The 24,960-nt window shown below is 73.2% G+C and carries 11 protein-coding genes; all 11 read left to right on the top strand.

Annotated elements, in window-relative coordinates:
• Positions 1 to 46: 46 nt before the first annotated feature.
• The 11 genes from ACI1MP_RS07505 to ACI1MP_RS07455 all read left to right on the top strand — a co-directional run bounded on the left by ACI1MP_RS07505 (position 47) and on the right by ACI1MP_RS07455 (position 24,958).
• Positions 47 to 2,842 carry a BTAD domain-containing putative transcriptional regulator gene (locus ACI1MP_RS07505; protein ID WP_404868106.1) on the top strand — a complete coding sequence of 932 codons (2,796 nt, stop codon included), beginning with the start codon at positions 47 to 49 and terminating at the stop codon, positions 2,840 to 2,842.
• 230 nt (positions 2,843 to 3,072) lie between these two features.
• Positions 3,073 to 3,627 carry a hypothetical protein gene (locus ACI1MP_RS07500; protein ID WP_404868105.1) on the top strand — a complete coding sequence of 185 codons (555 nt, stop codon included), beginning with the start codon at positions 3,073 to 3,075 and terminating at the stop codon, positions 3,625 to 3,627.
• A gap of 78 nt (positions 3,628 to 3,705) precedes the next feature.
• Positions 3,706 to 5,646: a hypothetical protein gene (locus tag ACI1MP_RS07495; RefSeq protein WP_404868104.1), complete on the top strand. Its 1,941-nt coding sequence runs from the start codon at positions 3,706 to 3,708 to the stop codon at positions 5,644 to 5,646.
• 47 nt (positions 5,647 to 5,693) lie between these two features.
• Entirely contained in the window at positions 5,694 to 7,280 is a 1,587-nt protein-coding gene (locus ACI1MP_RS07490; RefSeq protein WP_404868103.1) for a WXG100 family type VII secretion target, read from the top strand.
• Positions 7,281 to 7,283: 3 nt separating this feature from the next.
• Positions 7,284 to 18,278 carry a toxin glutamine deamidase domain-containing protein gene (locus tag ACI1MP_RS07485; RefSeq protein WP_404868102.1) on the top strand — a complete coding sequence of 3,665 codons (10,995 nt, stop codon included), beginning with the start codon at positions 7,284 to 7,286 and terminating at the stop codon, positions 18,276 to 18,278.
• A gap of 138 nt (positions 18,279 to 18,416) precedes the next feature.
• Positions 18,417 to 19,223 carry a YwqJ-related putative deaminase gene (locus ACI1MP_RS07480; protein ID WP_404868101.1) on the top strand — a complete coding sequence of 269 codons (807 nt, stop codon included), beginning with the start codon at positions 18,417 to 18,419 and terminating at the stop codon, positions 19,221 to 19,223.
• Positions 19,220 to 20,197: an SUKH-3 domain-containing protein gene (locus ACI1MP_RS07475; protein ID WP_404868100.1), complete on the top strand. Its 978-nt coding sequence runs from the start codon at positions 19,220 to 19,222 to the stop codon at positions 20,195 to 20,197. Before ACI1MP_RS07480 ends, ACI1MP_RS07475 begins: the two co-directional genes overlap by 4 nt.
• The gene (locus tag ACI1MP_RS07470) at positions 20,194 to 20,484 is read left to right on the top strand and encodes a hypothetical protein (protein WP_380333135.1); all 291 of its coding nucleotides are present in this window, start codon (positions 20,194 to 20,196) and stop codon (positions 20,482 to 20,484) included. Before ACI1MP_RS07475 ends, ACI1MP_RS07470 begins: the two co-directional genes overlap by 4 nt.
• Before the next feature lie 438 nt (positions 20,485 to 20,922).
• Positions 20,923 to 21,522, top strand: a complete 600-nt coding sequence (locus tag ACI1MP_RS07465) for a hypothetical protein (RefSeq protein WP_380333134.1) — start codon at positions 20,923 to 20,925, stop codon at positions 21,520 to 21,522.
• A gap of 119 nt (positions 21,523 to 21,641) precedes the next feature.
• Positions 21,642 to 23,909, top strand: coding sequence for a hypothetical protein (locus ACI1MP_RS07460; protein ID WP_404868099.1), 2,268 nt, complete (start codon positions 21,642 to 21,644; stop codon positions 23,907 to 23,909).
• A gap of 38 nt (positions 23,910 to 23,947) precedes the next feature.
• Positions 23,948 to 24,958, top strand: a complete 1,011-nt coding sequence (locus ACI1MP_RS07455; protein ID WP_404868098.1) for a hypothetical protein — start codon at positions 23,948 to 23,950, stop codon at positions 24,956 to 24,958.
• The last annotated feature ends 2 nt before the right edge of the window (positions 24,959 to 24,960 follow it).

Genomic DNA, 24,960 nt, shown 5'->3' with positions numbered 1-24,960 from the left:
TCCGTCACCGGACACGACTCTGGGGGGAGTTGAGGGGGTTACTGCGGTGAAGTTCCGGCTGCTCGGGGCCGTTTCGGCGGAGGACGCCGACGGCGGCGAACTGCGACTCGGACCGGAGAAGCGGCGCAGCGTGCTCGCCCTGCTGCTGCTGCGCCGCAACCGGGCGGTCTCGGTCGCCCAGCTCACCGAGGCGCTGTGGGTCGCCGAACCGCCCGCCAACGCCCGCACCGTGGTGCAGAGCCACATCTCCCGGCTGCGCGCCCTGCTCACCGAGCAGGGCGCCACCGGGCACGGCGTGCAACTCGCCACCGCCGGCGACGCCTACACCCTGCAACTGCCCCAAGGGCGGCTGGACGTCGAGCAGTTCGACACCCTGGTGGCCGCCGCCCGGGTCGAGCCGCACTCGGTGGACGTCGCCGACGCGCTGGAGCACGCGCTCGCGCTGTGGCGCGGCCCCGCGCTCACCGGAACCGTCGCCAGCCCCCCGCTGGAGGCCTGGCGGCACACCCTGGAGGAGAACCGGCTCGCCGCCGTCGAAGCCCTCGCCGAGCACTACCAGCGGCTCGGCGACCCCGCCCGGGCCGCCGAACTGCTGCGCGCCGAGACGGTCGCCCACCCGCTGCGCGAATCGCTGGTCTCCGCGCTGATGCTCGCGCTGTTCCGGGCCGGACGACAGTGCGACGCCCTCGACTGGTACCACCGCACCCGCGAATCGCTCGCCGACCGGCTCGGCGTCGACCCCGGCCGGGCGCTGAACGCCGCGTACGAGCGGATCCTGCGCGGCGAACCGGTGCCCGAGACCCCCGCACCGGTGGCCGCACCCGCACCTGCACCCGTTGCCGCACCCGCGGCCGCTCCGCCCGTCGCGTACGTGATCCCGAAGCCCGCCGGCCCGCCCGCGATCGAGAACCTCCCGGCCATCGACCTGCTGCCGCGCGCCCCGCGCGGCTTCCACGGCCGCGACGCCGAACTCGCCACCTTGGCCGACGCGGTGCGCGGCGGCCCCGACGGCGCGATCGCGCTGATCACCGGACCCGCCGGGGTCGGCAAGACCGCCCTCGCCCTGCACTGGGCGCACCGCAACGCCGGACGCTTCCCCGACGGCCTGCTCTTCGCCGATCTCGGCGGCTTCAGCGACCGGCCCGACCGCGACCTGGACGAGGTGGTCGCCGAGTTCCTCGCCGCGCTCGGCGTCGCCCGCGAGGACCTGCCGGCCGGCACCACCGCCCGCAGCGCGCTGTACCGGCGGATCACCACCGGCCGCCGCCTGCTGGTGGTGGTCGACAACGCCCGGGACACCGCCCAGGTCCGGCCGCTGCTGCCGGCCGGCGCCGACTCCGTCGCCGTGGTGACCAGCCGCAACCGGATGCTGGGCCTGGTCGCCGCCGAACTCGCCCGCCCGCTGCCGCTCGCCGTGCTCGGCCCCGAGGAGTCCACCGCGCTGCTCGCCCGGGTCCTCGGCCCCGCCCGGATCGCCGCCGAACCCGACGCCGCCCGGGAACTCGCCCGGCTCTGCGACGGTCTGCCGCTGGCCCTGCGGATCGCCGCCGCCAAGGTCGCCGCCGACCCGCGCCGCGGCCTCGGCGCGATCACCGCACAGCTCCGCCACGAACAGCGCCGGCTCGGCCACCTGGCCGCCGAGGAGATCAGCGTGGCCAGCGCGCTGCGCATCTCCTACGAGCAACTCCCGCCCGCCACCGCCCGGTTGTTCCGCGCGCTGGGCTTCCACCCCGGCCCGGTGATCGACGCGTACACCGCCGCCGCGCTCGGCGACCTGGAACCGACGGCCGCCGCCGAGGCACTGGAGCAGCTGGCCGCCACCCATCTGGTCACCGAGACCGACGGCGGCCGCTACACCCTGCACGACCTGGTGTGGCTGTACGCCCGTGACCTGAGCAGCCGCACCCACCCCGCCGAGCAGCGCCTCGCCCGGGAGCGCCTCGCCGACCAGTACCTGTACACCGGCCTGGCCGCCGTGCAGATCGCCGAACCCGGCAGCAAGCCCTGCTGCGCGCCCCCGGCGGGCAGCCACCGGCCGCGCGCCGTCGCCGAGTTCGAGAACGCCGACGAGGCGATCCACTGGCTCGGCGCGCACCGCGAGACCCTCGCCCACGTGATCGCCGGGGCCTCGCCGGAACGGGTCTGGCGACTCGTCCTCACCCAGTGGCCGCTGATCCTGCGGCGGCTGCGCGACGGCTGGGTGTCCCAGCTGGAACACGCCCTGGACGCCACCCTGGAGTGCGGCGACCTGGACGGCGAGAGCCAGGTGCGGGCCATGCTCGGCTGGGTGCTGGTCTCCAACCGCCGCCTGCCCGAGGCCGTCACCTGCCTGGCTCCGGCCGCCGAACTCGCCGCCCGGGCCGGCAACCAGGTCGGCCGGTCCGTCGCCCTGGTCAACCTGGCCGCCGTCCAGGCCGAGCTCGGCGACAACGCCGCGGCCGGCGCCAACCTCACCCAGGCCCTGGAGATCGCCCTCGCCATCGGCCACACCCACACCGTCACCCTCGCCCTCCAGCACCTGGCCCGCCACCTGCTGGTCACCGGCCGCCCCGCGCAGGCCATCGAACGGGCGCTGTACGGGCTGGAGCTGATGGAGGACCAGATCCCGTCCTCGCGCCGGGTCCTGCTGCACACCAGCTGCGGCGAGGCGCTCTCCGCCCTCGGCCGCCACGCCGAGGCCCACAGCCGCCTCCAGGAGGGGCTCGCCGAGGCCGAGCGGATCGGCCACGACGAGGCCACCGCAGAGGTGCTCAGCGCCCTCGCCGCCGCCGAGGACGCCGCCGGACAGGCCCAGGCGGCCTCCGCCCACCGGCGACGGGCGGCGGAACTCGGCTCGCCCTGAGCCGAGTTCGGCCCCCCTCCGGTGTCGCCCGCCGGCGGGCGACACCGACGCGTTAGTGAGGCGCAAGCGGAAGGCAAACCGCTGCCGCCAGGATGAACACGTGCGGCAGCCGCAGGTGCGCGGGATTGCCCGTGGCACCGCGTTCGGCCCCTCGCTCACCCGGTCGCCCGGGTCCCCCCTGCAACGGTTCGCACCGTCGGGGAGCAGGAATCGGGAGAGGGCGGGACGGGATGGCCGGCGACGGCGTGAACATCGACCTGGACGAGGTCCAGGCGGCAGCCAAGACGATCGCAGCGCTGCTGGAGGAAATGCAGGGCCCCTATGCCCAGTTGGAAGCCCACATCAACATGGTCGCGGACTCCGTGTACGGGACCGACCTGCTGGGCAAGGCGCTGACCGGCGGCAGTTCCTCGGTCGGCGGGTTCAACAAGCACCAGAAGGACGTGCTGGCGGGCATCAAGCTGCTGCTCTCCAACGCCACCACGATGGGCGCCAACCTGCAGACGATGGCCGCCCGCCACCAGGCCAACGACGAGAGCCACGCCAGCGAGCTCAGCCGGATCACCACCGGCGACGGCACCCCGCTGGCTCCGACCACGCCGGCCGTGTCCCCGTCGCCCACGCCCACGCCGGCCCCCGTGCCTGCTCCTGCTCCCGCCCCGGCGCCGCAGCCGAACCCCGCGGGCTACCACACCCAGGACGGGCCGTCCCTGGACTACAACAAGCCCAAGCCGCCGGAGCCGCACGGCCCGGTCGGCGGCGGCCCCGGCCGCAACCTGATCTGACGCACGCCGCCCGACCGCACCACGGCGGCTGATCCGGTGTCAGCCGCCGCTCCCACCATTCGAGAGAGCTTCCCCGCCATGATCGAGCTGCCGGCCGACCTCGCCGATGTACTCAAGACCGTGCGGAAGAACGAGAACGGTTCGGACATCTCGTTCCCCGACGGCAACGAGGACCTGATCGCCGACCTCGCCGTCGCCTGGGACAAGTGGAACCAGATCGCGGACACCCACATCCGCGGCATCGCCCAGGCCGCCCAGCGCGCCATGTCCTGCATGTCCGGTTCGGCCGCCGACAGCTTCCAGCAGTACCTGCAGAAGTTCGCCGGCGGAGACGCCTCGCACGTCGCCACCACCGTCAAGGCCGGCACCGACATCGCGAACGGCCTGCACGGCGCGCACCAGGCGATGATCGACACCAAGAACGAGATCATCCGGGAACTCGACTACGCCAAGACCTACATGGCGCAGAACCCGGCGGGCAAGAAAGACGACATCGCCAACTCCGAGGGCATCAAGCAGGCCGCCAGCCTGTACCACCAGTACGTGGGCGGAGTCAGCTCCCAGGTCGACGGCATCCTGCGCAACAACGCCAACCAGATCGCCGACATGAACGGCATCGGCAAGACCTGCACCCTCAACGGCGGCGGTGGCGGCGGTGGCGGTGCGGGCGCCGGCGGCGGATCGGGCCTCGGAATCGACGGCGCGGGTGGTGGGCCCGGTGGCGCGGACGGGGCCGGCGGCGGTGGCGACGGTGCGGGCGCCGGGGCCGGTGGCGGCGCGGGCGGCGGTGCCGGGGGAGGCGCCGGTGGCGGCGCGGGCGGTGGCGCGGGCGGCCACGGCGGGCCGAAGACGCCCAGCATCATGAAGCCCTTCACGCCGCCGCCCGTCAGCCACATCCCCGACCTGACCTCGGGCAACAACCACCCGCCGACCTTCACCCCCCTCCCGGTCAGCCCGAAGGGCTCGCTCAACCTGGCCGGCCTCGGCGACCTGGGCTCCTCCGGCACCGGCCTCGGCCTCGGTGGCTCCGGCCTCGGCGGCAGCGGCGGCCTCTCCGCGTTCGGCGGCGGTGCGGGCGGCGGTCTCGGCGGTGGCGGCCTCGGCGGCGGTGGGGCGTTCGGCGGCGCGGGCGGGATGAGCGCGAGCTCCTTCGGCAACGCGATGGGCGCGATGGGCCGGGCCGGCGGCGCGCTGGCCGGATCGGGCGCCGCCGGCGGCATGCGCGGCGGCGGTGCGGCCGGTGGCGCCCGCGGCGGGGCGGGTGCCGGTGCCCGCGGGGCGGCGGCCGGTGCCGCGGGCGGAGCCCACGGCGGCGGCATGGGCGGCGCCGGACGCGGTGGCAAGGGCGAGAAGAAGGGCGCCAACCGCTTCCTCGGCCCCACCCGCTTCGGCGCGGACGGCACGGAGGAGGAGGCGCTGCTGCACGACAGCGGCATCCTCGGCCAGGCCGGCGAGGTCGACCCGCGCGACCGCAACTGGCAGCGCGCGCGCCGCCGCTGGATGGACGACGCCCGCGCCGAGGGCGTCCTCACCGCACCCGAGCCGGAGCCCGTGGCGGCCGCCGAAGCGGCGGCCGGGGCCCCCGCGAGCGAACAGGCCGTCCTCAACCAGCTCGCCGGCGTCCTGCTCGGCACCCCCGCGCCCGGCGAGGGCGCGGAGGCCGGGGCCGGCACCGGGACGACAGCGGTCGCGACCTCGGGCGAGGCGGTGACGCCTCGCCAGGAGAGCGTGGCGGCGGCGTCGAGCTCGTCCGGGGCGTCCGGGGCGTCCGGGTCGCCCGGTGAGTCCAAGGCGGGAGCGGACGCCGACTACCTGGAGCGTGCGCGCAGTGCCGCCGCCCGGCGTGGGCACGGCGAGGTCGCGGCGACGGCGGCCACGCCGGCGAGCGGGGCGGCTCCCGCCGCTGCTGCTGCCGCCGCCGCGAAGCCGACTCCGATCCGGGAGGAGGGCGGCTACCAGGTCCCCAGCCCCTTCCTGCGCGCCGCACTCACCCGCCTCGCCGCCCCCGCAGCGGACTGACCGCAACCGCCCCCTCCGCGCCGATCCGCACCCACTAAGGAACCTCCATGAGCAACGACGTGCCCTGGTTCGCACTCGACCCCGACGTCGAACCCGCGCACACCGTGCGCATCCCCGAAGGTGAGCGGATCGGCGTGGCGGCGCCGATGTTCGGCGACGCCGCGCGGGTGGGCTGGCTGGAGCCGGATGTGATGCCTGCGCAGCGGTTCGATGGTGGTTTGCCGGTGTCGGAGGCGGCGCGGGTGGGGTGGGCGGATCCGGATGTGATGCCGGCTCAGCGGATTGAGGGGCATTCGCCGTTTACGGAGGCGGTGCAGGTTGGGCGGTTCGAGCCGGATGTGATGCCTGCGCAGCGGTTCGATGGTGGTTTGCCGGTGTCGGAGGCGGCGCGGGTGGGGTGGGCGGATCCGGATGTGATGCCGGCTCAGCGGATTGAGGGGCATTCGCCGTTTACGGAGGCGGTGCAGGTTGGGCGGTTCGAGCCGGATGTGATGCCTGCGCAGCGGTTCGATGGTGGTTCGCCGATCTCGGAGGCGGCGAAGGTCGGATGGCTCGCACCGGACGAGATGCCCGCGTACCGGGTCGGGACGACCGTCGGGGAACCGATGGAGACGGCGCGGTTGAAGGCGTCGGAGGGTGTGCCGTTGGGTGACACGATTCCGGCGATGCCTGCCGAGACGGCGCGGTTGAAGGCGTCGGAGGGTGTGCCGTTGGGTGACACGATTCCGGCGATGCCTGCCGAGACGGCGCGGTTGAAGGCGTCGGAGGGCATGCCGTTGGGTGACACGATCCCGGCGATGCCTGCGGAGACGGCGCGGTTGAAGGCGTCGGAGGGCATGCCGTTGGGTGACACGATCCCGGCGATGCCCGCCGAGGCCGGGCAGTTGAAGTCGCGGGGGACTCCGCTCGGAGAAGGGGTGCCGGCGACGGCCGGTGAGCCGCTCAGTCCGGCTGGTGGGGGTGAGACGGCGGCGCTGAAGTCGCGGGGGACTCCGCTCGGAGAAGGGGTGCCGGCGACGGCCGGTGAGCCGCTGAGTCCGGCTGGTGGGGGTGAGACGGCGGCGCTGAAGTCGCGGGGGACTCCGCTCGAGGAGGGAGTGCCGCGGCAGTCGACGGAGGCCGGGCAGCGGGCCGGGGCGGCCAACGGGACCAAGGCGGGCGGCGGTTCGGGTTCCGGGTCGGGCTCGGACACGAGCAAGGCCGGGCAGGGGTTCGTGGTGAGCCCCGAGCAGTACAAGGCGGCGGTCTCGCCGGTGCTCGCCGCGTCGGAGCAGATCGCCTCGCTGGCCGCCTCGATGACGTCCTACCTCCCGCCGATGGAGGCTCAGATCCCGTGGGGCAAGGACGAGTCGGGCAAGCAGTTCGCCGAGGGTGAGAAGGGCTACTTGCTGTACAGCCAGAACACCCTGAAGACGCTGCAGTCGCTGTCCAAGGAGATCGCGGACATCGCGGGCGGCCTGAAGCAGATGGCCTCGAACTACGAGGACGCCGAGGACGGCACGGTCGCCGCGTTCTCCGGCATGGACGACGGTCAGGGGCAGCCGACCGCGCCCGGCGCCCCGCCGACCGCGCCCACCGGGCCCGTGCACGTCCCGATGACCCCCGGCATGACCCGCCCCAACGGAAGGCACTGACCCATGGCTGTCGAACTCCCGGAGCCCCTCCAGTGGGTGCTCCTGCTGCTCGCGGGCTGCCGTTGGCCGGAAGCCGACGAGGACCAGCTCCGCGACATGGCCGACCACTGCCGCAAGGCGGCGGAGACGCTGAAGGACGCCGGCCAGGGCGTGGACGCGGCGATCAAGCGCGCGGTGGAGGGCCAGCAGGGCAACGCCGCCGAGGCGCTGACCAAGTACTGGGCCACGTACACCGTGGGCAAGGGCACCGATGACGACCCGGGCCGCCTGACCGCGACCATCAAGGCGCTCGACGGCATGGGCGACATGCTGGAGCAGGTGGCCAACTCGGCGGAGACGGCGAAGATCCAGATCGTCGCTCAGCTCGGCATCCTGGCCTTCGAGTTGGCGACCGCCGAGGCCGAGGCGCCGATCACCGCGGGTGCGTCGATGCTCCAGGTCCCCGGCTTCATCGCGGCGGCGCGCGCGTTCGTCCAGACGACGCTGAAGACCCTGCTCAAGGACATGGTCAAGATGGCGGCCAAGCAGGCCGCCCAGATGGCCGCGATCAACCTGATGGCGCAGGGCATCGAGCTCGCCGAGGGCCACCGCAAGAGCATCGACTGGAAGGAGGTCGGCGACAACGCCAAGGGCGGTGCGATCGGCGGCGCCGCCGGTCACCTGATCGGCGCGGGCCTGGGCGGCGCGGCCGGCAAGATGGGCCTGGGCAACCTCGCGAACTCCGCCGGCGGCAAGATGGCCATCGGCGCGGCCACCGGTGTCGGCGCGGACGCCGCCACCCAGTACATCACCACCGGCAAGGTGGACACCTCCTCGCTGCTCGGCTCCGGCCTCTCCGGCGGCGCGGGCGCGGGCCTCAGCCACATGGCCACCAGGCCCGGCGCGCACCCGCCCGCGCCCAAGCCCGGCGACGCCCCGCACATCCCGGGCCCGGTCGGCCCCGGCGAGGGCGGCCGCCAGGACGGCCCGCCGAAGTTCACCAAGCCCGACACGTCCTCCGGCGACAGCGGCAGCTCCTACCACGGCCCGTCCGGCGAGAGCAGCAGCAGCTCCAACTCGGGTGGCGGCACGTCGCGTTCGGACGGTTTCGAGCCGAGCAGCTCCAACTCCGGCGGGGGCAAGTCGCGTTCGGACGGTTTCGAGCCGAGCAGCTCCAACTCCGGCGGCGGCAAGTCGCGTTCGGATGGCTTCGAGCCCAGCAGCTCCCACTCGGGCGGCGGAAACTCGGGTTCGGGGGAGTCCAGGGTCGGTGGCCTGTCCCCGTTCGGCTCCGGCCGCAGCGGCGGCGACGCCCCGCCGTCCCACTCCGAGGGGACCGGCGGTGGCGGACGGAGCCACGAGCAGGCTCCGCCGGCGCACGAGCAGTCGGCCGGCGGTGGCCGGACCCACGAGCAGCCCGAGGCTACCCGGCCGACCCGGGAGCCGGTCGCCGAGCAGACTCCGTCGCGCCCCGCGCACGAGGAGCCGCAGGCGGTGCGGCCGTCGACGCACGAGCCGTTGTCGGGGCAGGAGCCGAGTCGGCCGGTGCATGAGCAGCCGGTTCGGCACGAGGCGGAGGGGCAGACGGTCCGTCCGGATTCGCGGGAGTCCGGTGCGCCGGTCCGTGAGGAGCCGCAGGCCGTTCGGCCGGCGACGCACGAACCGCTGTCGGGGCAGGAGCCGAGTCGGCCGGTGCATGAGCAGCCGGTTCGGCACGAGGCGGAGGGGCAGACGGTCCGTCCGGATTCGCGGGAGTCCGGTGCGCCGGTCCGTGAGGAGCCGCAGGCCGTTCGGCCGGCGACGCACGAACCGCTGTCGAGCCAGGAGCCGAGCCGTCCCGCGCACGACAACTCCTCCGCGGGACGCGAGAGTTCGGCCAACGACCGGGACTCCGTCCATCCGTCCGGGGACGACAGCACCTCGCGTCCGGCCGCCGCAGGGCCGGTGCCCAACCTGTCAGGCGTGCTGGGCGGTGCGGCGCACCTCGCGGGTGCGGCGTCGTCGTCCGGGCACGGCGGCGGCAGTGGCAGCGGTGGTGGCACGCACCTCGACGGTGCCCGCAGCGCGACCCTGCCGCGTCCCGACGCGGCGACCGTCCCGGGCCAGGGCATGCCCGACGGACTCGGCGACACCGGGCCGAACTCCGGTGCGCAGAGCCCGAACCAGACCGCCGTTCCGCCGATGGGCGGGGCCGGCTTCACCCCCGGTCCGGTCGGTGGCGGCGGCAGCCACGCCGGTGGTGGCGGCGCACGTCCCGACGCGCCGGCCACCTCCGCCGCGCCCCGGCCCGCCAACACCGGCGGGACCGTCGGCAACCACCAGCAGGGCAGCGGTGGCGGCACGCTGCGCCCGGGCGGCGGTCGCGGCACCTCGCCGGAGACGCATCCCGCGCCGGCGCAGCAGCACGCCTCTTCCCCGAAGCCCACCGAGCACAACGGGCCGACGACCCCGCACGAGCAGCAGCCGCACGAGCGTCCCGCCACCGAGCACGAGGGAGAGCAGCGTCCGCGCGCGACGGACAAGCGTCCGATCGACAAGCCCGGCGGGCTGAAGGAGCCCACCGCGCACGACCGGCAGCGGATCGAGGACGCCGTCCCGCACGACGCGAACGGCAAGCCGAAGACCCACCCCGACCCCTCGGAGGGCGACTGGGTCAAGCAGCTCAACGGCGACGGCCACCGGGCGCCGGGCCGCAACAACAACTGCGCCGACGCGGCCCTGTCGTTCAAGGACACCTACGACGGTCACCCCACGCCGGCCGCGCCGCGCGTGGAGAACAACGGCGCCGGCGAGAAGGGTGGCCGGGACCGGATCGAGCAGTCGCTCGGCGGCCGGTTCGAGCACCTGGGCGCGGGCCCGGACGGGCACGCCAAGCTGCAGGACACGCTGCTCACCAGCGGACCCGGGTCGCAGGCGCTGATCATCAGCGCCGACGGCGAAGGCCGCTCGCACGCCTGGAACGCCGTCAACCAGGACGGCAGGATCGTCTACGTCGACCCGCAGATGGGCCGCACCAGCGACAAGCCGCTGTACGCGGGCGAGGGCGGCCTGTTCGCCGTCCCGCTGAAGCCGGACGGCACCGCCCTTCACCCCACCGACCGTCCCAACCCCGCGGCGAACAGCGGCAACCACCAGGGCGGCCCGCGCACCGAGACCGCCCCGAAGCCGGAGACGGCTCCGAAGCCGGAGACCGCCCCGAAGCCGGGGACGGCCCCGAACGCCGAGACCCGGCCGAAGCCCGAGGCCAGTTCGAAGCCCGAGACCGAGCACCGGCCGGAGACCGAAGCGACCCCGAAGCCGGAGACCGAGCACCGGCCGGAGTCGGAGACCGACCACGAGTCCCGGCCGGAGTCGGAGGAGTCCCCGAATTCCGAGGATCCGCGCCCGGACGCCGAGCCGAGCGGCTGGGAGGACGACACTCCGTCGCCGTACGAGGGCCTGGAGGACAGGCGGCGCATTCCCGGCCTGGAGGAGATCCACCAGGTCGCCGACACGCTGGGGATTCCGCGGGACGAGCTCCCGGTCATGGTGTTCGTGCCGGACGGTGCCACCGTCTCCACGAAGTTCTCCGAGTTCAAGGAGGGGTGGGTCGGCCCGCCGTCGAAGGCGGGCGGCGAGCTCACCATCGGAAAGATCGACGGGCTGAAGGCCAACGACACGACCCCGGCCGCCGTGGCGATCTCCGGCAAGGGCGGCGGGGCCTACGTCAAGGGCGCGAACGGCTCCCCCGACGTGCTGGTGGTCAACCAGCGGATGAACATCAAGGACGGGTTCCCGCAGGACCAGGTGATCCAGCACGAGCTCGGGCACCACAAGCAGGCGCTCGACCAGTGGAGCATCGACAAGTCGCAGAACAACCCCGCGCTGATCGAATACCACAACATCCTCACCAACGAGGTGGTGTTCCACGAGGACGGCAAGAAGCCGCGTCTGACCTATCAGAAGGTGGACGGGCAGGGCGGCCTGTCGAGCGGAGACGCGGCGAAGGTCAAGGAACACCTGGGCCTGGACAAGGACGCCCACTTCCCCCCCAGCCGGTACTGGGCCGCGGTCGAGGGGATGCCCAAGAATCCGAACGAGCAGAGGCTGTTCGACGAGATCGCGGACGCTGCCGGGAGGAAGCCCTACTCCGACCACCCCCAGGTCAAGCAGAACTTCGCGAAGGCGTACCTGGTCGAGCACCTGAAGGCGCAGGACCGGGCCGCCGCCGCGGCTGCCGAAGCGGCTGCTGCCGCCGCCGCGTCGGAGGCTGCGCCGTCGCACGTGGAGCAGCCCGCAGGGCCCGCCCCGGAGGTTCCGCCCCCGTCCGCGCAGCGGCCGGTCGGCGCCCCGCCGGAGGTTCCGCCGCCGTTCGTCCGGCGGCCCACGGGTGCTGCGCCGGAGGTTCCTCCGCCGTTCGCGCAGCGGCCTGCGGGTGGTCCGCCGGAGGTTCCGCCGCCGTTCGCGCAGCGGCCGGTCGGCGCCCCGCCGGAGGTTCCGCCGACCCACCGTCCGGTGTGGGAGCATTCGAACCCGTTCGGCGACCAGCACGCCCCGTCGACGGGCAACAGCCCGACGTCGGAGCACTCGAACCCGTTCGGGGACGAGCACGCCCCGTCGACCGGGAACAGCCCGACGTCGGAGCATTCGAACCCGTTCGGGGACGAGCACGCCCCGTCGACCGGGAACAGCCCCACGTCCGAGCATTCGAACCCGTTCGGGGACGAGCACGCCGGCCCGTCCGAGCTCCGTCCCTCGGAGACCCCCGCGGGTCTGGGCGACTCGACCCAACAGCCCCCGCACGAGCGGTCGTTGACGGAGCGCGAGGGTGGCGGGCCGCGTCATCCGGCCACCGACGAGCGGCCGTTCGACGTCGAGGGCGGGCTGAAGCGGCCGTCGGAGCAGGACCTGAAGCAGCTTCAGGACGCGGTGCCGCACAAGGAGGACGGGTCGCCGGAGCGGCACCCGGACCCGCTGGCCGGCGACTGGGTGAAGAAGCTGAACGGGGACGGTCCGGGCACGCCGGGCCGGGCCAACAACTGTGCGGACGCGGCGCTCTCGCTGGTCGACACCTACGACGGGCACCCGACGCCGGCGGCTCCGCGCACCGAGGACAACGGGCACGGCGAGAAGGGCGGCCGGGACCGGATCGAGCACGCGCTCGGCGGCAAGTTCGAGCACCTGGGCGCGGGCGACGAGGGTCACGCCAAGCTGCAGAAGACGCTGCTGGAGGGCGGTCACGGTGCGCAGGCGGTGATCATCAGCACCGACGCCGAGGGACGTTCGCACGCCTGGAACGCGATGAACCACAACGGCAGGATCGTGTACGCGGACCCGCAGTTGGGCCGCACCAGCGACAAGCCGCTGTACGGCGGCGAGAAGAGCCTGTTCGCCGTCCCGCTCACCCCCGACCGCGCGCCGCTCCACCCCACCGAGCACCCGGACCTCCACCAGGGCGCCGACGACCACCCGGTCGAGACCAGGCAGGACTCCGACAACTCCGACACCTCTCCGAACCCGGAGGAGCACCGGCCGGACGACTCGCCCGGCGCCACCGACGACGTGCCGGACCTCACCGAAGCGCACGTCCCCACCCCCGAGCGGATGGCGGACTACGGCCGGACGCTGGGCATCCCGGAGGACCGCCTCCCGGTCATGGTGTTCGTGCCGGAGGGCGCCACCGTCTCCACACCGCTCAAGGACTACGCGAGCGGAGTCGTCGGCAAGGACAAGCTCCCGTCGGAGACGCTCGACCTCACCCTGGGGCACATCGACGGCGGCCGGACCGGCGACCACAGCTCCGCCACCGACTTCGTCCGCCGCATGGGCGAAGGCGCCTACATCGGCCCGAAGGACGGCCGCCCCGGGATCCTCGTCGTCAACCAGTCGACCGCAGTGGGCGGGTTCAACCAGGAACACGTGATCCAGCACGAACTGGGCCACCACAAGCAGGTCCTGGACGGCTTCGGCATCGACAAGTCGACGACCAACCCCGCGCTGATCGAGTACCACAACATCTTCACCAACGAGTCGAAGTTCGTCGGCGAGGGCGGCAACCTCCGCAAGGAGTACGTCCCGGCCGACGGGCAGGGCGGGCTGTCCAGCAAGGCCGCCGACGTCGCCAAGGGCGCGCTCAAGGAGGCCGACCCGGGCTTCAAGAAGTTCCGCGTGCCGCCGGAGGACTACTGGAAGGCGGCCGAGCAGCTCTCGCAGCACGGCACGCCCAACGAGAGGGAGCTGTTCGGCCGGATCAAGGAGGAGCTCGACTCCGGGCGCTACGCCGGCGACAACAAGGCCCGGAACAACTTCGCGAAGGCGTTCCTGGAGGCACACGCGGCCAAGGCCGACGCCACTGCGGGCAACGAGCACGTGCCGCCGACCGGCACCCCGGGGCCGGAGTCCTCGTCCTCGAACAGCGGCGCCGTGCCCACGCCGCCGCCCGCCCCGTCGACCCACGCCGGCCCGCCGCCGCCCCCGCCCGCGCCGCCGCACATCGCCCCGAGTCACAGCGGGCCGCCGTCGGCTCCGCCCGCGCCCCCGCACGTCGCGTCCAGCCACGGTGCTCCGCCGTCGGCTCCGCCCGCGCCGCCGCACGTCGCTCCGAGTCACAGCGGGCCGCCGTCGGCTCCGCCCGCGCCCCCGCACGTGCCGTCGCAGTCGAACCACGGTGGTCCGGCGCACACCGAGACGTCGTCGGCACACAACCCGTTCGAGACGCCGTTCGACACTCCGCCGGGCTCGCGGCCGAGTACGCCGTCGAACGACGCCGCCTCGCCACGTCCCGACAGCGCGCCGGCGGGGTTGCGGCCGGATCCCGAGCCGGCCGGGCTGTCCGGGCCGAAGAAGTCGCTGCTGTCCGACCAGGGGCTCACCCCCGAGGGCAAGAAGCTGCTGCACCAGAGCCCGGAGGGGCCGTCTCTCGTCTACCCGCCGAGCAACAACAAGGCGGCGCACGCCGGGAAGGCCCTGGCGAACAAGTTCAAGTCGGACCTGTCGCCCGAACTGAAGAACGTCAGCAACCACCTGCCGGTGAAGGACGGCAACACCCACCAGACGGCGGGCTCGACGGCGAGCGGGAAGCCGAACGCCAAGATCAAGGACCACACCTTCAAGGCCTACGTCGACCCGGCGACGATGACGCTGGTCGAACCCAAGGTCGGCGAGCACATCCGGGAGCCGCTGCGCAACGCCATCGGCCCGGACGCCCTCGCCTACACGGGCAACAAGGTGCTCGAAGAGGCCGCGAAGCTGGACTACCGCTCCAGGGAGACCATGGCGCAGCAGGAGGAGCGCCGGCAGCTGCTGAAGGACCTCGCGGACCAGAACCAGGAGAAGGGCACCTGGATCGACGGCGAGCGGGTGGGCAGGCAGCTCCACGACCAGAGTTCCGCGATGGACGGCGTGGACCGCCTGCTGAACGGCCACGGCGACGACGCCGGATTCCCCGGCATGGTGATCGGCGAAGGCCACACCAACGCCGCGACCTGGCCGTTCCTCCGTGACAACATGCAGCAGCTGAAGGCCAGTGGGGTCGACACCGTCTACCTGGAGGCCCTGCGGGACGACGCCGTCCAGCACGACCTGGACACGTACTTCGACCCGCGCCACGACGGGCCCATGCCGCCGACCCTGAAGGCGGCGGCCGCGAAGTACGACCAGCAGTACACCGCCAAGCTGACCGAGATGCTGGAGGCCGCGAAGGCCAACAACGTCAAGGTCCGTGCGGTGGACGGATACCCGGCCCGGACCATCAACGAGGACGGCGGAACCCACGAGCGGGCCCGCCTGATGAACTCGTACGCCCACGACGCGATCACCTCGGACGCCACCCGCAACGGGAAGTACCTGGTCGTGGTCGGCGCCAGCCACGCGCACTCCACGACCGGCCCGGGCGGTACCGGACGGATCCCCGGCACGGCCGACCTGCTGGAACTCCCGGCCGTGCACCTGACCGACGGCTCCGGGACGCCGCACAATGCGCCGAACCGGGCGAGCGGCAGCACGGACCCGAACGACGTCCGACTCAGCTACCTGCCCACCCCCTCGAACCACTCCCCGGCCGGCGCACCGCCGCAGCACGCCGACGCCACCCACCAGTCCGCCCCGGCGAACCCGGGCGGACTCGGCCCGGTGCACCCCGACGCGCAGACGCCGCACGGGAGTTCCGAGCACGTGGCGGGCCAGGGGCCGCAGCACGACCAGCACGAGGGCGGCACCGCCGACCACCGGTCCGGCAACGATCACGACAGCACGGGGAAGCCGCAGCACGAGGGCGGCACCGCCGACCACCGGCCCGGGAACGAGCACGACAACACCGGGAAGCCGCAGCACGAGGGCGGTCCGCGTCACCCGGCCTCGGACGGGCGGCCGTTCGAGGTCGAGGGCGGGCTGAAGCGGCCGTCCGCGCACGAGCAGCAGGAGCTTCACGACGCGGTTCCGAAGAACACGGACGGCACGCCGCAGCGGCACCCGGACCCGCGGGTCGGCGACTGGCTGAAGAAGCTGAACGGCGGCGAGCCGCACACGGCCAACCAGAAGAACAACTGCCTGGACGCCGCGCTCGCGATGGTCGACACGGTCAACGGCCACCCGACGGTGGCCGCGCCGCGCCTGGAGGGCAACGGCCTGGGCGAGAAGGGCGGCCGGGACCGCGCCGAGCAGTCGCTCGGCGCCAAGTTCGAGCACCTGGGCGCCGGCCCGGACGGGCACGCCAAGCTGGCGGAGATGCTGCGCGAGAGCGGCCACGGCTCGCAGGCCGTGATCACCAGCCGCGACAGCGACGGGCGTACGCACGCCTGGCACGCGATGAACCACGAGGGCCAGATCGTCTACAGCGACCCGCAGTTGGGCCGCGTGAGCGACAAGCCGCTGTACGCCGGCGAGGGCGGCCTCTTCGCCATCCCGCTGACCCCGGACCGCGCACCCCTGCACCCCGCGAGCCAGTCGCCCGGCGACCACTCCGTGCCGGCGCAGCCCGCCGGCGTCGGCGGGAACTCCCGTCAGGGCAACTCGGTCTCGGACGCCGTCGCAATGGCCAAGAAGGCCGAGGCGGACCGGACCGCGGTGGCGCAGCGGAAGCGGGAGCAGACGGCAAGGGAGAAGCAGCACACCTCCGAGGAGGGGCTGGCGAATCTGCCGGACCGGACGAAGCAGCGGCTCGCCGAACAGCAGAAGGTGACCGCGCAGCAGGACGATCTGGCCGGTAGGCAGAGCGAGCTGCGGAAGCAGCAGCAGGGCCTGGCCGACGAGCAGTGGGCGCTCGCCGAGAAGCGGTTCACCTCGAACAACAGGCAGCTGGAGGCCGAGCAGCGCCGGGTGGAGGAGCACCAGGAGCGGCTGGAGCAACAACAGGAGCGCCTGGCCGGACAGCAGGAGCGCCTGACCCAGCAGCACGATCGGATGGCCAGGCACGAGGCCCTGGACGGGCAGGCCGAACGGGCAGCCGAGAAGCAGAAGCAGGACCAGGCTCCGGGCGAGGGCGACAAGCCGCCGGTCAAGGGTGAACTGGACGTCCGCCGCGAGACGTTGATCAAGGACCAGAAGCTGCTGGACCAGGAGCACGGTGCTCTCGACGCCAAGCAGGCGGAGCTGGACGCACGCCGTGACAAGCTCGTGGCGGACGGCGACAAGCTGGCCGAAGACCGCGCCGCGCTGGCCAAGCGGCGGAGGGAAGGCGGGGCGGATTCCCGAAAGGCCGTTGCCGATGACCAGAAGAAGCTCGACGGGCGGCAGGCGAGGCTCGACACCGAGCGAAAGAAGGTCGACGCCGACCAGCATGCCCTCGGCGAGACCCGAGAGTCCCTGAACCAGCGGCAGAAGTGGCTCGACAAGAGCGAGTGGCTCGTCGACCAGCACGGCCGGCTGACGGAGCAGGAGCTGCAGGCCAAGCGGGACAACTGGCCGGAGGACCGGCTGAAGGCGCTGGCCGACCGTCGGGAACGTCTGGACAAGTGGAGCGCCGAACAGGCCAAGTCGGAGCTCAAGGCGAAGACCGGCGCGCCCGACGAGGGCAAGTGGCTGGCGGACAAGCAGAAGTGGCTGGAAGGGCAGCGCGACGGCGAAGGGAAGTGGCACTCCGCCGACCAGAAGGCCCGGTTGAAGGAGCAGCTGAACGTCCTTGAGGAGCTGAAGGACTCGGCGTCGAAGCCTGAGAAGCAGCAGGAGCAGCTGAGGCAGCAGGAACGTCTGCTCGACGAGCGGAACCGGCTGAGCGAGAACAGGGAGCTCCTGGAGGATCGTCAGAAGCACAAGGACGGCGACCCCGAGCACCTCAAGTGGGAGGGTGAGCGGCTCGCCCACGAGCAGGGTCTCAACGATGCGGCGCGACAGGCCCTCGCGAGCGGCTACGCAGGTGAGACCGATCCTGCGCCCTTCGAGGCACCGCAAAGGTACACACGCGTCAAATCCGGGGAGAAGGGCTACTACTACAAGGAGACCCCGAAGAAGCTGATGAATGTCAGCATCGAGGGAGCCTTCGACGTGATGAACGATTCCGGGTCCGCCATGGCGAACGGCATCGCGGGGGACAAGTTCCGGCCCGGCTGCGTGGCTTCCGGGCTGTACATCGACGGGCAGTCGGGCGCCAGGCGCTTGCTGATCGTCACCGCGAGCAGCACGAAGGGCCTGGCCGGTGAGACTGCTCCGCAGCACGTCCACCCGCTCGTCAAATTCGCCTACGGCAAGGAAGGGGACCCGGCGTACGATCGCGTGAAGAGGGAGCTGGGTTGGGACAGCTATCCGGCAGGCAATCCGAACACGCGGTGCAAGTGCGCCGAGCCGTCCGTGATGACGGACATTCTCGAACAGGTCGGCGGTCGCTTCCCGGGAATCAACATGAACGATCCCGTTGCCGTGGGCAGGGCCATGGAGTACGCCAGGGGAATCCTCGGAAAGGCATTCGTCCGCCCGCTGGAGACCGGGGCTCTGAAGGACAGCACGGGCGGTCGGGTTCCGGGCTACGGCGAATACAAGGCGCCCTGCGACAACTGCGCCCCGGTGGTGGGATACTTCGGGATGAAATCGGTACAGCTCCTGGATTGACCACGTGAATCAACCTCCGGCTTTCCTGATGATGCGTCAAATGCCGGGTAGTGCCGATTGTCGAGACTGCGGCCCGGTGGCCGTCCGAAAAGAGAGTGCAGAACGCTCATGCCTCAACCCCGCGACCCTGACGGGACGATGTCGTGGCTGGCCGGCTGCGGCTGGTCGCCCTCGCGTGACATCGGCGAGCACGCCCGTGAGTTGCTCGCCGACTGGATGAGCGGTGCGGCCGGGGAGGACTCGGCGGCCGTGCGGGCGGCGCTGTCCTTCCTCGGGCGGTTCGGTGATCTGACGCTGCCGACGGCGTCCGGTGGTGCGCTGCGGACGGTGCCGGCCGGGCCGGCCGGACCGGAGCAGGCCGCGCAACTGGCGGAGCTGGCTGCGGGGTTGGGCGAGGAGGTCGTTCCGGTCGGGGCCGAGGTGGACGGGCCGGGGCGGCTGGTGGTCTCGGCCGGCGGCAGCTTCTTCCACCTGGACACGGACGGGGTCGAGTTCCTCGGCGTCAACCCGTACGAGGTGCTGGACCGCTTCCGGCCGGTCGGCGAGGCCGAGGCCGAGGTGCCGCACACGGTGTCCACGCTGCTCGTCGACCGGACGGTCTTCACCCAGTCCAACGCGCTCGGCGAGGGGGACCCGGAACTGCACCCGGCGGTGCGGGAGTTCCTGGACGGGCTGCCGCCCTACCAGCGCGAGCCGTTCGCCGCCCGGTGTGCGGAGACCGGTCTGATCTCCGACGTGCTGCACCGCCTGGACGAGCAGCGCGGCGACGGTGCGGAGATCACGCTGGACGAGGCCCGTCCGCACTTCGCGGAGAGCTGGATCAGCAGCATCGCGGTCCGGCCGGACGACAGCGCGGAGCACGGCCGGCCGGTCGCGCCCTGCCGGTCCTGCGCGGCGCTGCTGGCAGAGCTTGGCGTCGAGGTGGTCGAGGTGGGGCAGCGATGACAAACGTCCGTTTCACCACAGCCCTGCACGAGGCCCTGGTCGAGGCCGGCTGGATCGCGGGCCGCCGACCCGATGCCGATGCGGAACAGCGGCTGCTGACGGCGATCCTCTCGGTCGTCGACGAGGACGGACTCGTGGAACTGTCCGAGGCGGCGCAGCGATTCCTGGAGCAGTACGGCGACCTGACGCTGCCACCGGCCGGCCCGGGGGTGGAGGTCGCGGCGCACGGCGCGGTGATCGACCCGGCGGCGGCACGCGGCAGCCGAACGGTGGCCGCCGGGCTCGCCCGGCGGCTGGGCACCTCGGTGTTCCCGGTCGGGCGGACCGGCGACGGTGTGCTCGCCGTCGACGCGCAGGGCCGACTGTTCCGGCAGGGCCGGAGCGACTGGTGGTACCTCGGCGGCACGCCCGAGGAAGGGCTCGCCCGGCTGGTCGAAGGGTACGCCCCGGCCCGGGTCGGGGCCGACGGCCGCTGGTCGGAGCCCGCTCCGCTGCCGCGCACCGTCCACCAGGACGGGTGGGTCGACAACGGTCCGGCCAGTGAACTGCTGGCCGCCGGAATGGCGTTGGCCGCCGAGGCGACCCGCCCGCTGCGCCGGCACGGGGTGCCGGCGCTCGGGCGCCTGACCCTGACCGTCGAGGGCGAAGGCGCGGAACTGCCCATCCTCTACCGGGAGTTCGACCTCGACCCGGCGGACCCGGAGGGGCAGATCGCCGAGATCGTGGACCGGACGTTCCTGCGGCCCGGGACGCGACCGGTCCGGGTGACGGTCCGGCTGGCCGCTCCGCCCAGTGCGGACGACCACGACTGGGATGTCCTGGTCGTCGCCCGCGCCGACCGTAGCCGGCAGTTGACGCTTCGGCACCGCGGCCCGGCCGGGGAGCCGATGCCCGATTCGACCGAACTCACCGCGACCGTCGCAGCACTTGCCGCGCTCGGCACCGCACATCGCACCACAGGAGGAACAGCGTGATCACCCAAGAGCAGGCCCTCGCGAAGGCACAGGCGTGGCTGAACGAAGGCGCCCCGGAGGGGGCCGGACGTGAGGTCAGGTTCCGGGAGTTCGACCTCGGCTGGGTGGTGTGGGCCGCGCCCGCGCCGCTGGAGGTCGACCCGGTGACCGGCCAGGTCCGGCCGCCGGCGGACCTCGGGGACTCCACCGGTGTGGTGGACCGGGGAACGGGCGAGCTCAGCACCTGGCCGTCGATCCCGATCGACGCGGTGATCGCCGAGTACCAGGAGCGCCAAGCCGGACGGTGACCACCGGTGGGGGGTGGATGTCACCGTCCACGGCGGCCGGGCCTCGGCACCAAGAGGTCCGGCCGCTTCCGCTTTTCATCCAAAATTTCCCAACCCTCACCGGACATTCACGACTCCCCTCGAACGGAGCGCCCCTGTAGTCACAGGTCAGGTGATTCACACCGCGAATTTACCAACTGCATACCTTCGGGACTGATGTCCCGGTCTGTCGCTCTGCGAAGCTCAATACGAGGTGACGTCCCGTCACCTCGGCGGAGGCGCTTGGCCGTACACCCTCGGACAGCAAGTAAAGTTGCCTGACAATTGAGCGGGTGCGGCAGCCCAAGGTGCCTTCGGCCTGCCCTGGATCCGGTGCGGGCGCTGCGGCGTGCCCGGCCCCGGTGGGGCAGGTCCGGTGCTGTCCCGCTACCCGGGGGCGGTGAGCTGGAGGGGTGGAAAATGGCGGACGAGACGGTGTGGGTCGACCTGGACGAGGTCGAGGCGGCAGCCAAGAAGATCATGGATCTGCTGCATGAACTGGAAGGCCCGGCCAACCACTTGGAGGCCGTGGTCAAGCAGGTCGAGGACTCGGTGTACGGCACCGACCTGGTCGGAAAGGCCCTCAAGGGCGGCGGGTCGTCGGTCGGCGGCCTGAGCAAGCACCAGCAACAAGCCCTGCAGGGAATCCGCGAGTTGATGAAGAACGCCACCGCGGTGGGGCAGAACCTCCAAGCCATGGCCTCCCGGCACCGGGCCAACGACGAACTCCACAGCACCGAGATCGGCCGGATCGCCACCAACGGCGACCTGCCGGCCGCTCCGCGCCTGTCCGGCGTCGTCGACGCGGTGCCCGCCTCGCTGCCGAGCGCGCCCCGGGTACCGGCCGCCGACCCGGTGCCGACCCCGCCCCCGCCGGCTCCGGTCGCCCCGATCGGCGACACCGGCGCGGGCGACGGCTACCACGGCCCCGACGCGCCCACGCTCGACTACAACCACCACAAGGACATCCCGGACCCGATCCGCGGCGGCGGCGGCCCCGGCACGCGACAGGTCATCTGACGAACACCCCCGGGCGAATCGCCGCCCGGGGGTGCTTGTTCAGCAGTCGTCCATCGCCATCGGGGACGCTCGCCGTCCCCGCTCCGACCACGATCGTCCTCCCGGAGAGCCTCCCTGCCATGATCACGCTGCCTGCCGATCTCGCCGAAGTCCTGAAGACCGTCCAGAAGAACGAGAACGGGAAGGACATCGCCTTCCCGGACGCCAACGAGGAACTCCTCGGCGAGCTCGCCGCCGCCTGGGACAAGTGGAACCAGGTCGCCGACACCCATGTGCGGGCGATCACCGAGGCCGCCCAGCGGGCCATGTCCAGCATGTCCGGCCCCGCCGCCGACAGCTTCCAGCAGTACCTGCAGAAGTTCGCCGGCGGCGGCGAGTCGCACGTCGCGACCACCCTGCAGTCCGGGCAGGCGGTCGCCACCTCGCTGCACGGGGCGCAGGGCGCGGTGATCGACACCAAGAACGAGATGGTCCGTGAACTCCAGTACGCCAAGACGTACATGGAGCAGAACCCGGCGGGCAAGCACGACGACATCGCCAACTCCGAGGGCATCAAGCAGGCCGCTGCCGTCTACCACCAGTACGTGGGCCAGGTCGGCACCCACGTCGACGGCCTGCTGCGGAAGAACGCCAGCCACATCGCCGACATGAGCGGCATGGCGAAGACCTGCGCCCTCAACGGCCAGGGCGGGGCCGCCGGTTCGGGCGGGGCCGGCGGGGCGGGCGCCGGCGTGGGCAGCGAGATGTCCGCGCGCACGCGCCCGGACGGGCTGCTCGGTGCGGACGGGGCGGCGGGCAACGGCGGCGTCGGCGGTGCGGGCGTCGCGGGGGCTCCCACCCCGTTCAGCCTGCCGGACGCCCCCGGTGCGCCCGGCTCGCACCTCGGCGGGGCCGGCGCGGCGGGCGGCGCGGCCGGGTTCGGCGGCGTCGGATCGGCGGGCGGCGCAGGGCAGTTCGGTGGAGCGGGAAGTTCCGGCGGTGCCGGTGGCTCCGGTGGTCCGGCCCTGACGCCGTTCAAGCTGCCCATCCCGAACATGCCGAACTTCGGTTCGGGCGGCTCGGTCGGTTCGGGCGGCGGGGCGCCGGTGTTCACGCCGCCCAGCATCGGCACCGGCACGGGGTCGCTGAACCTGGCCGGCATGGGGGACCTCGGCTCCGTGGGCTCCGGCCCCTCGTCCGCCGGGCACTACACACCCATCGGCACCGGCTACACCCCGAGTCCCGGAACGACCGGCGGCGGTGGCGGCAGCCCGTTCACCGGAGGCTTCCCTGGGGTGCCCAACCCCGGTAAGTACCCCGGCAGTTCAGGCAGCACCGGCGGTCGCAGCCTGACCCCGTTCAAGGGCACCACCGGCAGCACGTTCGGCAACTCCGGCAGCTCGACCGCGCGCGGCGGGGGGAGCGGCATCGGTGGTTCCGCGGCGCGCGGCGGCGCGGGCGGTGGCGGCGGCTCGGCGATGCGCGGCGGTGCGGGCGGCAGCAGCTCGCTGGCGTCCCGGGCCGGTGGCGGAGCCGGGCTCGGCGCGGCCGGTGGGGCGTCCGCCAGGGGAATGTCCGGCGCGTCCGGGGCCGGCCGGGTCGGCTCCAGCGGGCTCGCCTCGGGCGGCGCGGCCGGTCGCGGCGCGCCGGCCGGTGGCAGCGCGATGGGCGCGGGCGGCCACATGCCCGGCATGGGCGGCGCGGGCCGCGGCGGCCAGGGCAAGGACGGCAAGGCGGGCAACCGCTTCCTCAGCCCGACCCGGTTCGGCGTCGAGGGCGAGGAGGACGAGGAGCTGATGCACGACAGCGGCATCCTCGGCCGGGCCGGCGACGTCGACCCGCGTGACCGCCACTGGCAGCGCGCCCGCCGCCGCTGGCTGGACGACGCCCGCTCCGACGGCACCTTCGCCACGCCCGAGCCCGCCGTCGCCCAGGTCGCGCCCGCCGGCCCGGCCAGCGAGCAGGAGGCACTCAGCCAACTGGCCGGGATCCTGCTCGGGACGGGTGGCGGTGATGCCGGTGCTTCCGGTGCTGCGACGGCGGATGCGACCGCTACGGGCGGCAGCCCGGCGACTGATCTGACGACACGTCAGGAAACGTCCGCTGCTTCGGCGGGGGCGCCGGCGGCCGGCGGGGACGACGCCTACCTGGAGCGCTCGCGCAGCGCGGCCGCCCGGCGTGGGCACGGGGACGCGTCGGCCTCTGTCGGCACTGCGGAGGCGCCGGCTGCCGCGTCCGCCTCCGGCGCTGCGTCCGGTTCGGTGTCCGGTTCGGTGTCCGGTGCGGCGGAGGAGAAGCCGCAGCGTGCCCCGCTGCGCGAGGAGGGCGGCTTCCAGGTGCCCAGCCCGTTCCTGCGCGCCGCGCTGTCCCGCCTGGCCACCGCGCCCGGCGCTCCCGCCGCGGACTGACCGCGCCCGCCGTCGAACCGAACTGACGAAGGAGCACCATGAGCAACGACGAGCAGGCCTGGTACACCGCAGCAGAAGCCGAGGCGCCCGTCCGGTTCCGGGTGGGCACGGTCGTCCCCGAGCCGTTCCAGGAGGCCGAGGCGGCCACCCCGCTCCGGCCGTTCGAGCGGGCCGAACCGGCAACGCCGGTGCAGCCGTTCGACCGGGCGGAGTCGGCGCGGATCGCGCCGGAGGCGTTCCAGCGGGATGCTGCGGTCACGCCCGTGGAGCCCTTCGAGCAGGCGCGGTCGGCACGCATCGCCCCGGAGGCGTTCCAGCGGGATGCGGCGGTCACGCCTTTGCAGCCGTTCGACCGGGCGGAGTCGGCGCGGATCGCGCCGGAGGCGTTCCAACGGGCCGAACCGGCCATGCCCGTGGAGCCCTTCGACGGAGGGCAGGCCCCGCGGATCGTGGACCGGGGGCTCCGTCGGGGCGAACCGGCGTCCGCTGCCGAGCCGTTGCACCGGCAGTCGGCCGCCGCGCCCGCCGAGCAGGCGACCGCGCCGACGGCCGCGCACCGGACGGAGGCCATGGCGGGCAACCGGATCAGTGCCCGGCCCGCTGCCACCAACCGGGACGCGTCCGGGAACGCGGGCCAGGGCTTCCAGGTCGACCCCGCGCAGTACCAGGCGGCGGTGTCGCCGATGCTCGCCGTCTCCGAACAGGTCGGCTCGCTGTACAGCGCGCTGAGCTCGTACCTGCCCGCGCTGGAGTCCCAGAACCCGTGGGGCAACGACGAGTCGGGCAAGCAGTTCGCCGAGGGCGACAAGGGCTACCTGAAGTACAGCAAGGACACCCTGGACGTCATCAAGGGCCTGCCCGCCGCCCTCAAGGCCATCGCCGACGGCCTGAAGTCGATGGCCGACGGCTACCAGGGCGCCGACGAGGGCGTCATCACCGAGCTGAACGGCGTGGACCCCGGCACCGCGCCGATGCCGGCCTCGCCGCAGCTGTCCAACCCGGTCCCGATGCGGATCACCCCGCGGATCTCCCAGAGCGGAAGGCACTGACC

It is taken from the genome of Kitasatospora griseola, assembly GCF_044999035.1.
GTDB classification, from domain to species: Bacteria; Actinomycetota; Actinomycetes; order Streptomycetales; family Streptomycetaceae; genus Kitasatospora; species Kitasatospora griseola.
The sequence above is the reverse complement of the archived record's forward strand: the minus strand, read 5'-3'. Positions and strand labels throughout refer to the sequence as shown.

Coding starts and splice junctions, on each gene's coding strand:
- ACI1MP_RS07500 (WP_404868105.1), top strand. CDS start 3,073: ATGGCCGGCGACGGCGTGAACATCGACCTGGACGAGGTCCAGGCGGCA.
- ACI1MP_RS07495 (WP_404868104.1), top strand. CDS start 3,706: ATGATCGAGCTGCCGGCCGACCTCGCCGATGTACTCAAGACCGTGCGG.
- ACI1MP_RS07490 (WP_404868103.1), top strand. CDS start 5,694: ATGAGCAACGACGTGCCCTGGTTCGCACTCGACCCCGACGTCGAACCC.
- ACI1MP_RS07485 (WP_404868102.1), top strand. CDS start 7,284: ATGGCTGTCGAACTCCCGGAGCCCCTCCAGTGGGTGCTCCTGCTGCTC.
- ACI1MP_RS07480 (WP_404868101.1), top strand. CDS start 18,417: ATGTCGTGGCTGGCCGGCTGCGGCTGGTCGCCCTCGCGTGACATCGGC.
- ACI1MP_RS07475 (WP_404868100.1), top strand. CDS start 19,220: ATGACAAACGTCCGTTTCACCACAGCCCTGCACGAGGCCCTGGTCGAG.
- ACI1MP_RS07465 (WP_380333134.1), top strand. CDS start 20,923: ATGGCGGACGAGACGGTGTGGGTCGACCTGGACGAGGTCGAGGCGGCA.
- ACI1MP_RS07460 (WP_404868099.1), top strand. CDS start 21,642: ATGATCACGCTGCCTGCCGATCTCGCCGAAGTCCTGAAGACCGTCCAG.
- ACI1MP_RS07455 (WP_404868098.1), top strand. CDS start 23,948: ATGAGCAACGACGAGCAGGCCTGGTACACCGCAGCAGAAGCCGAGGCG.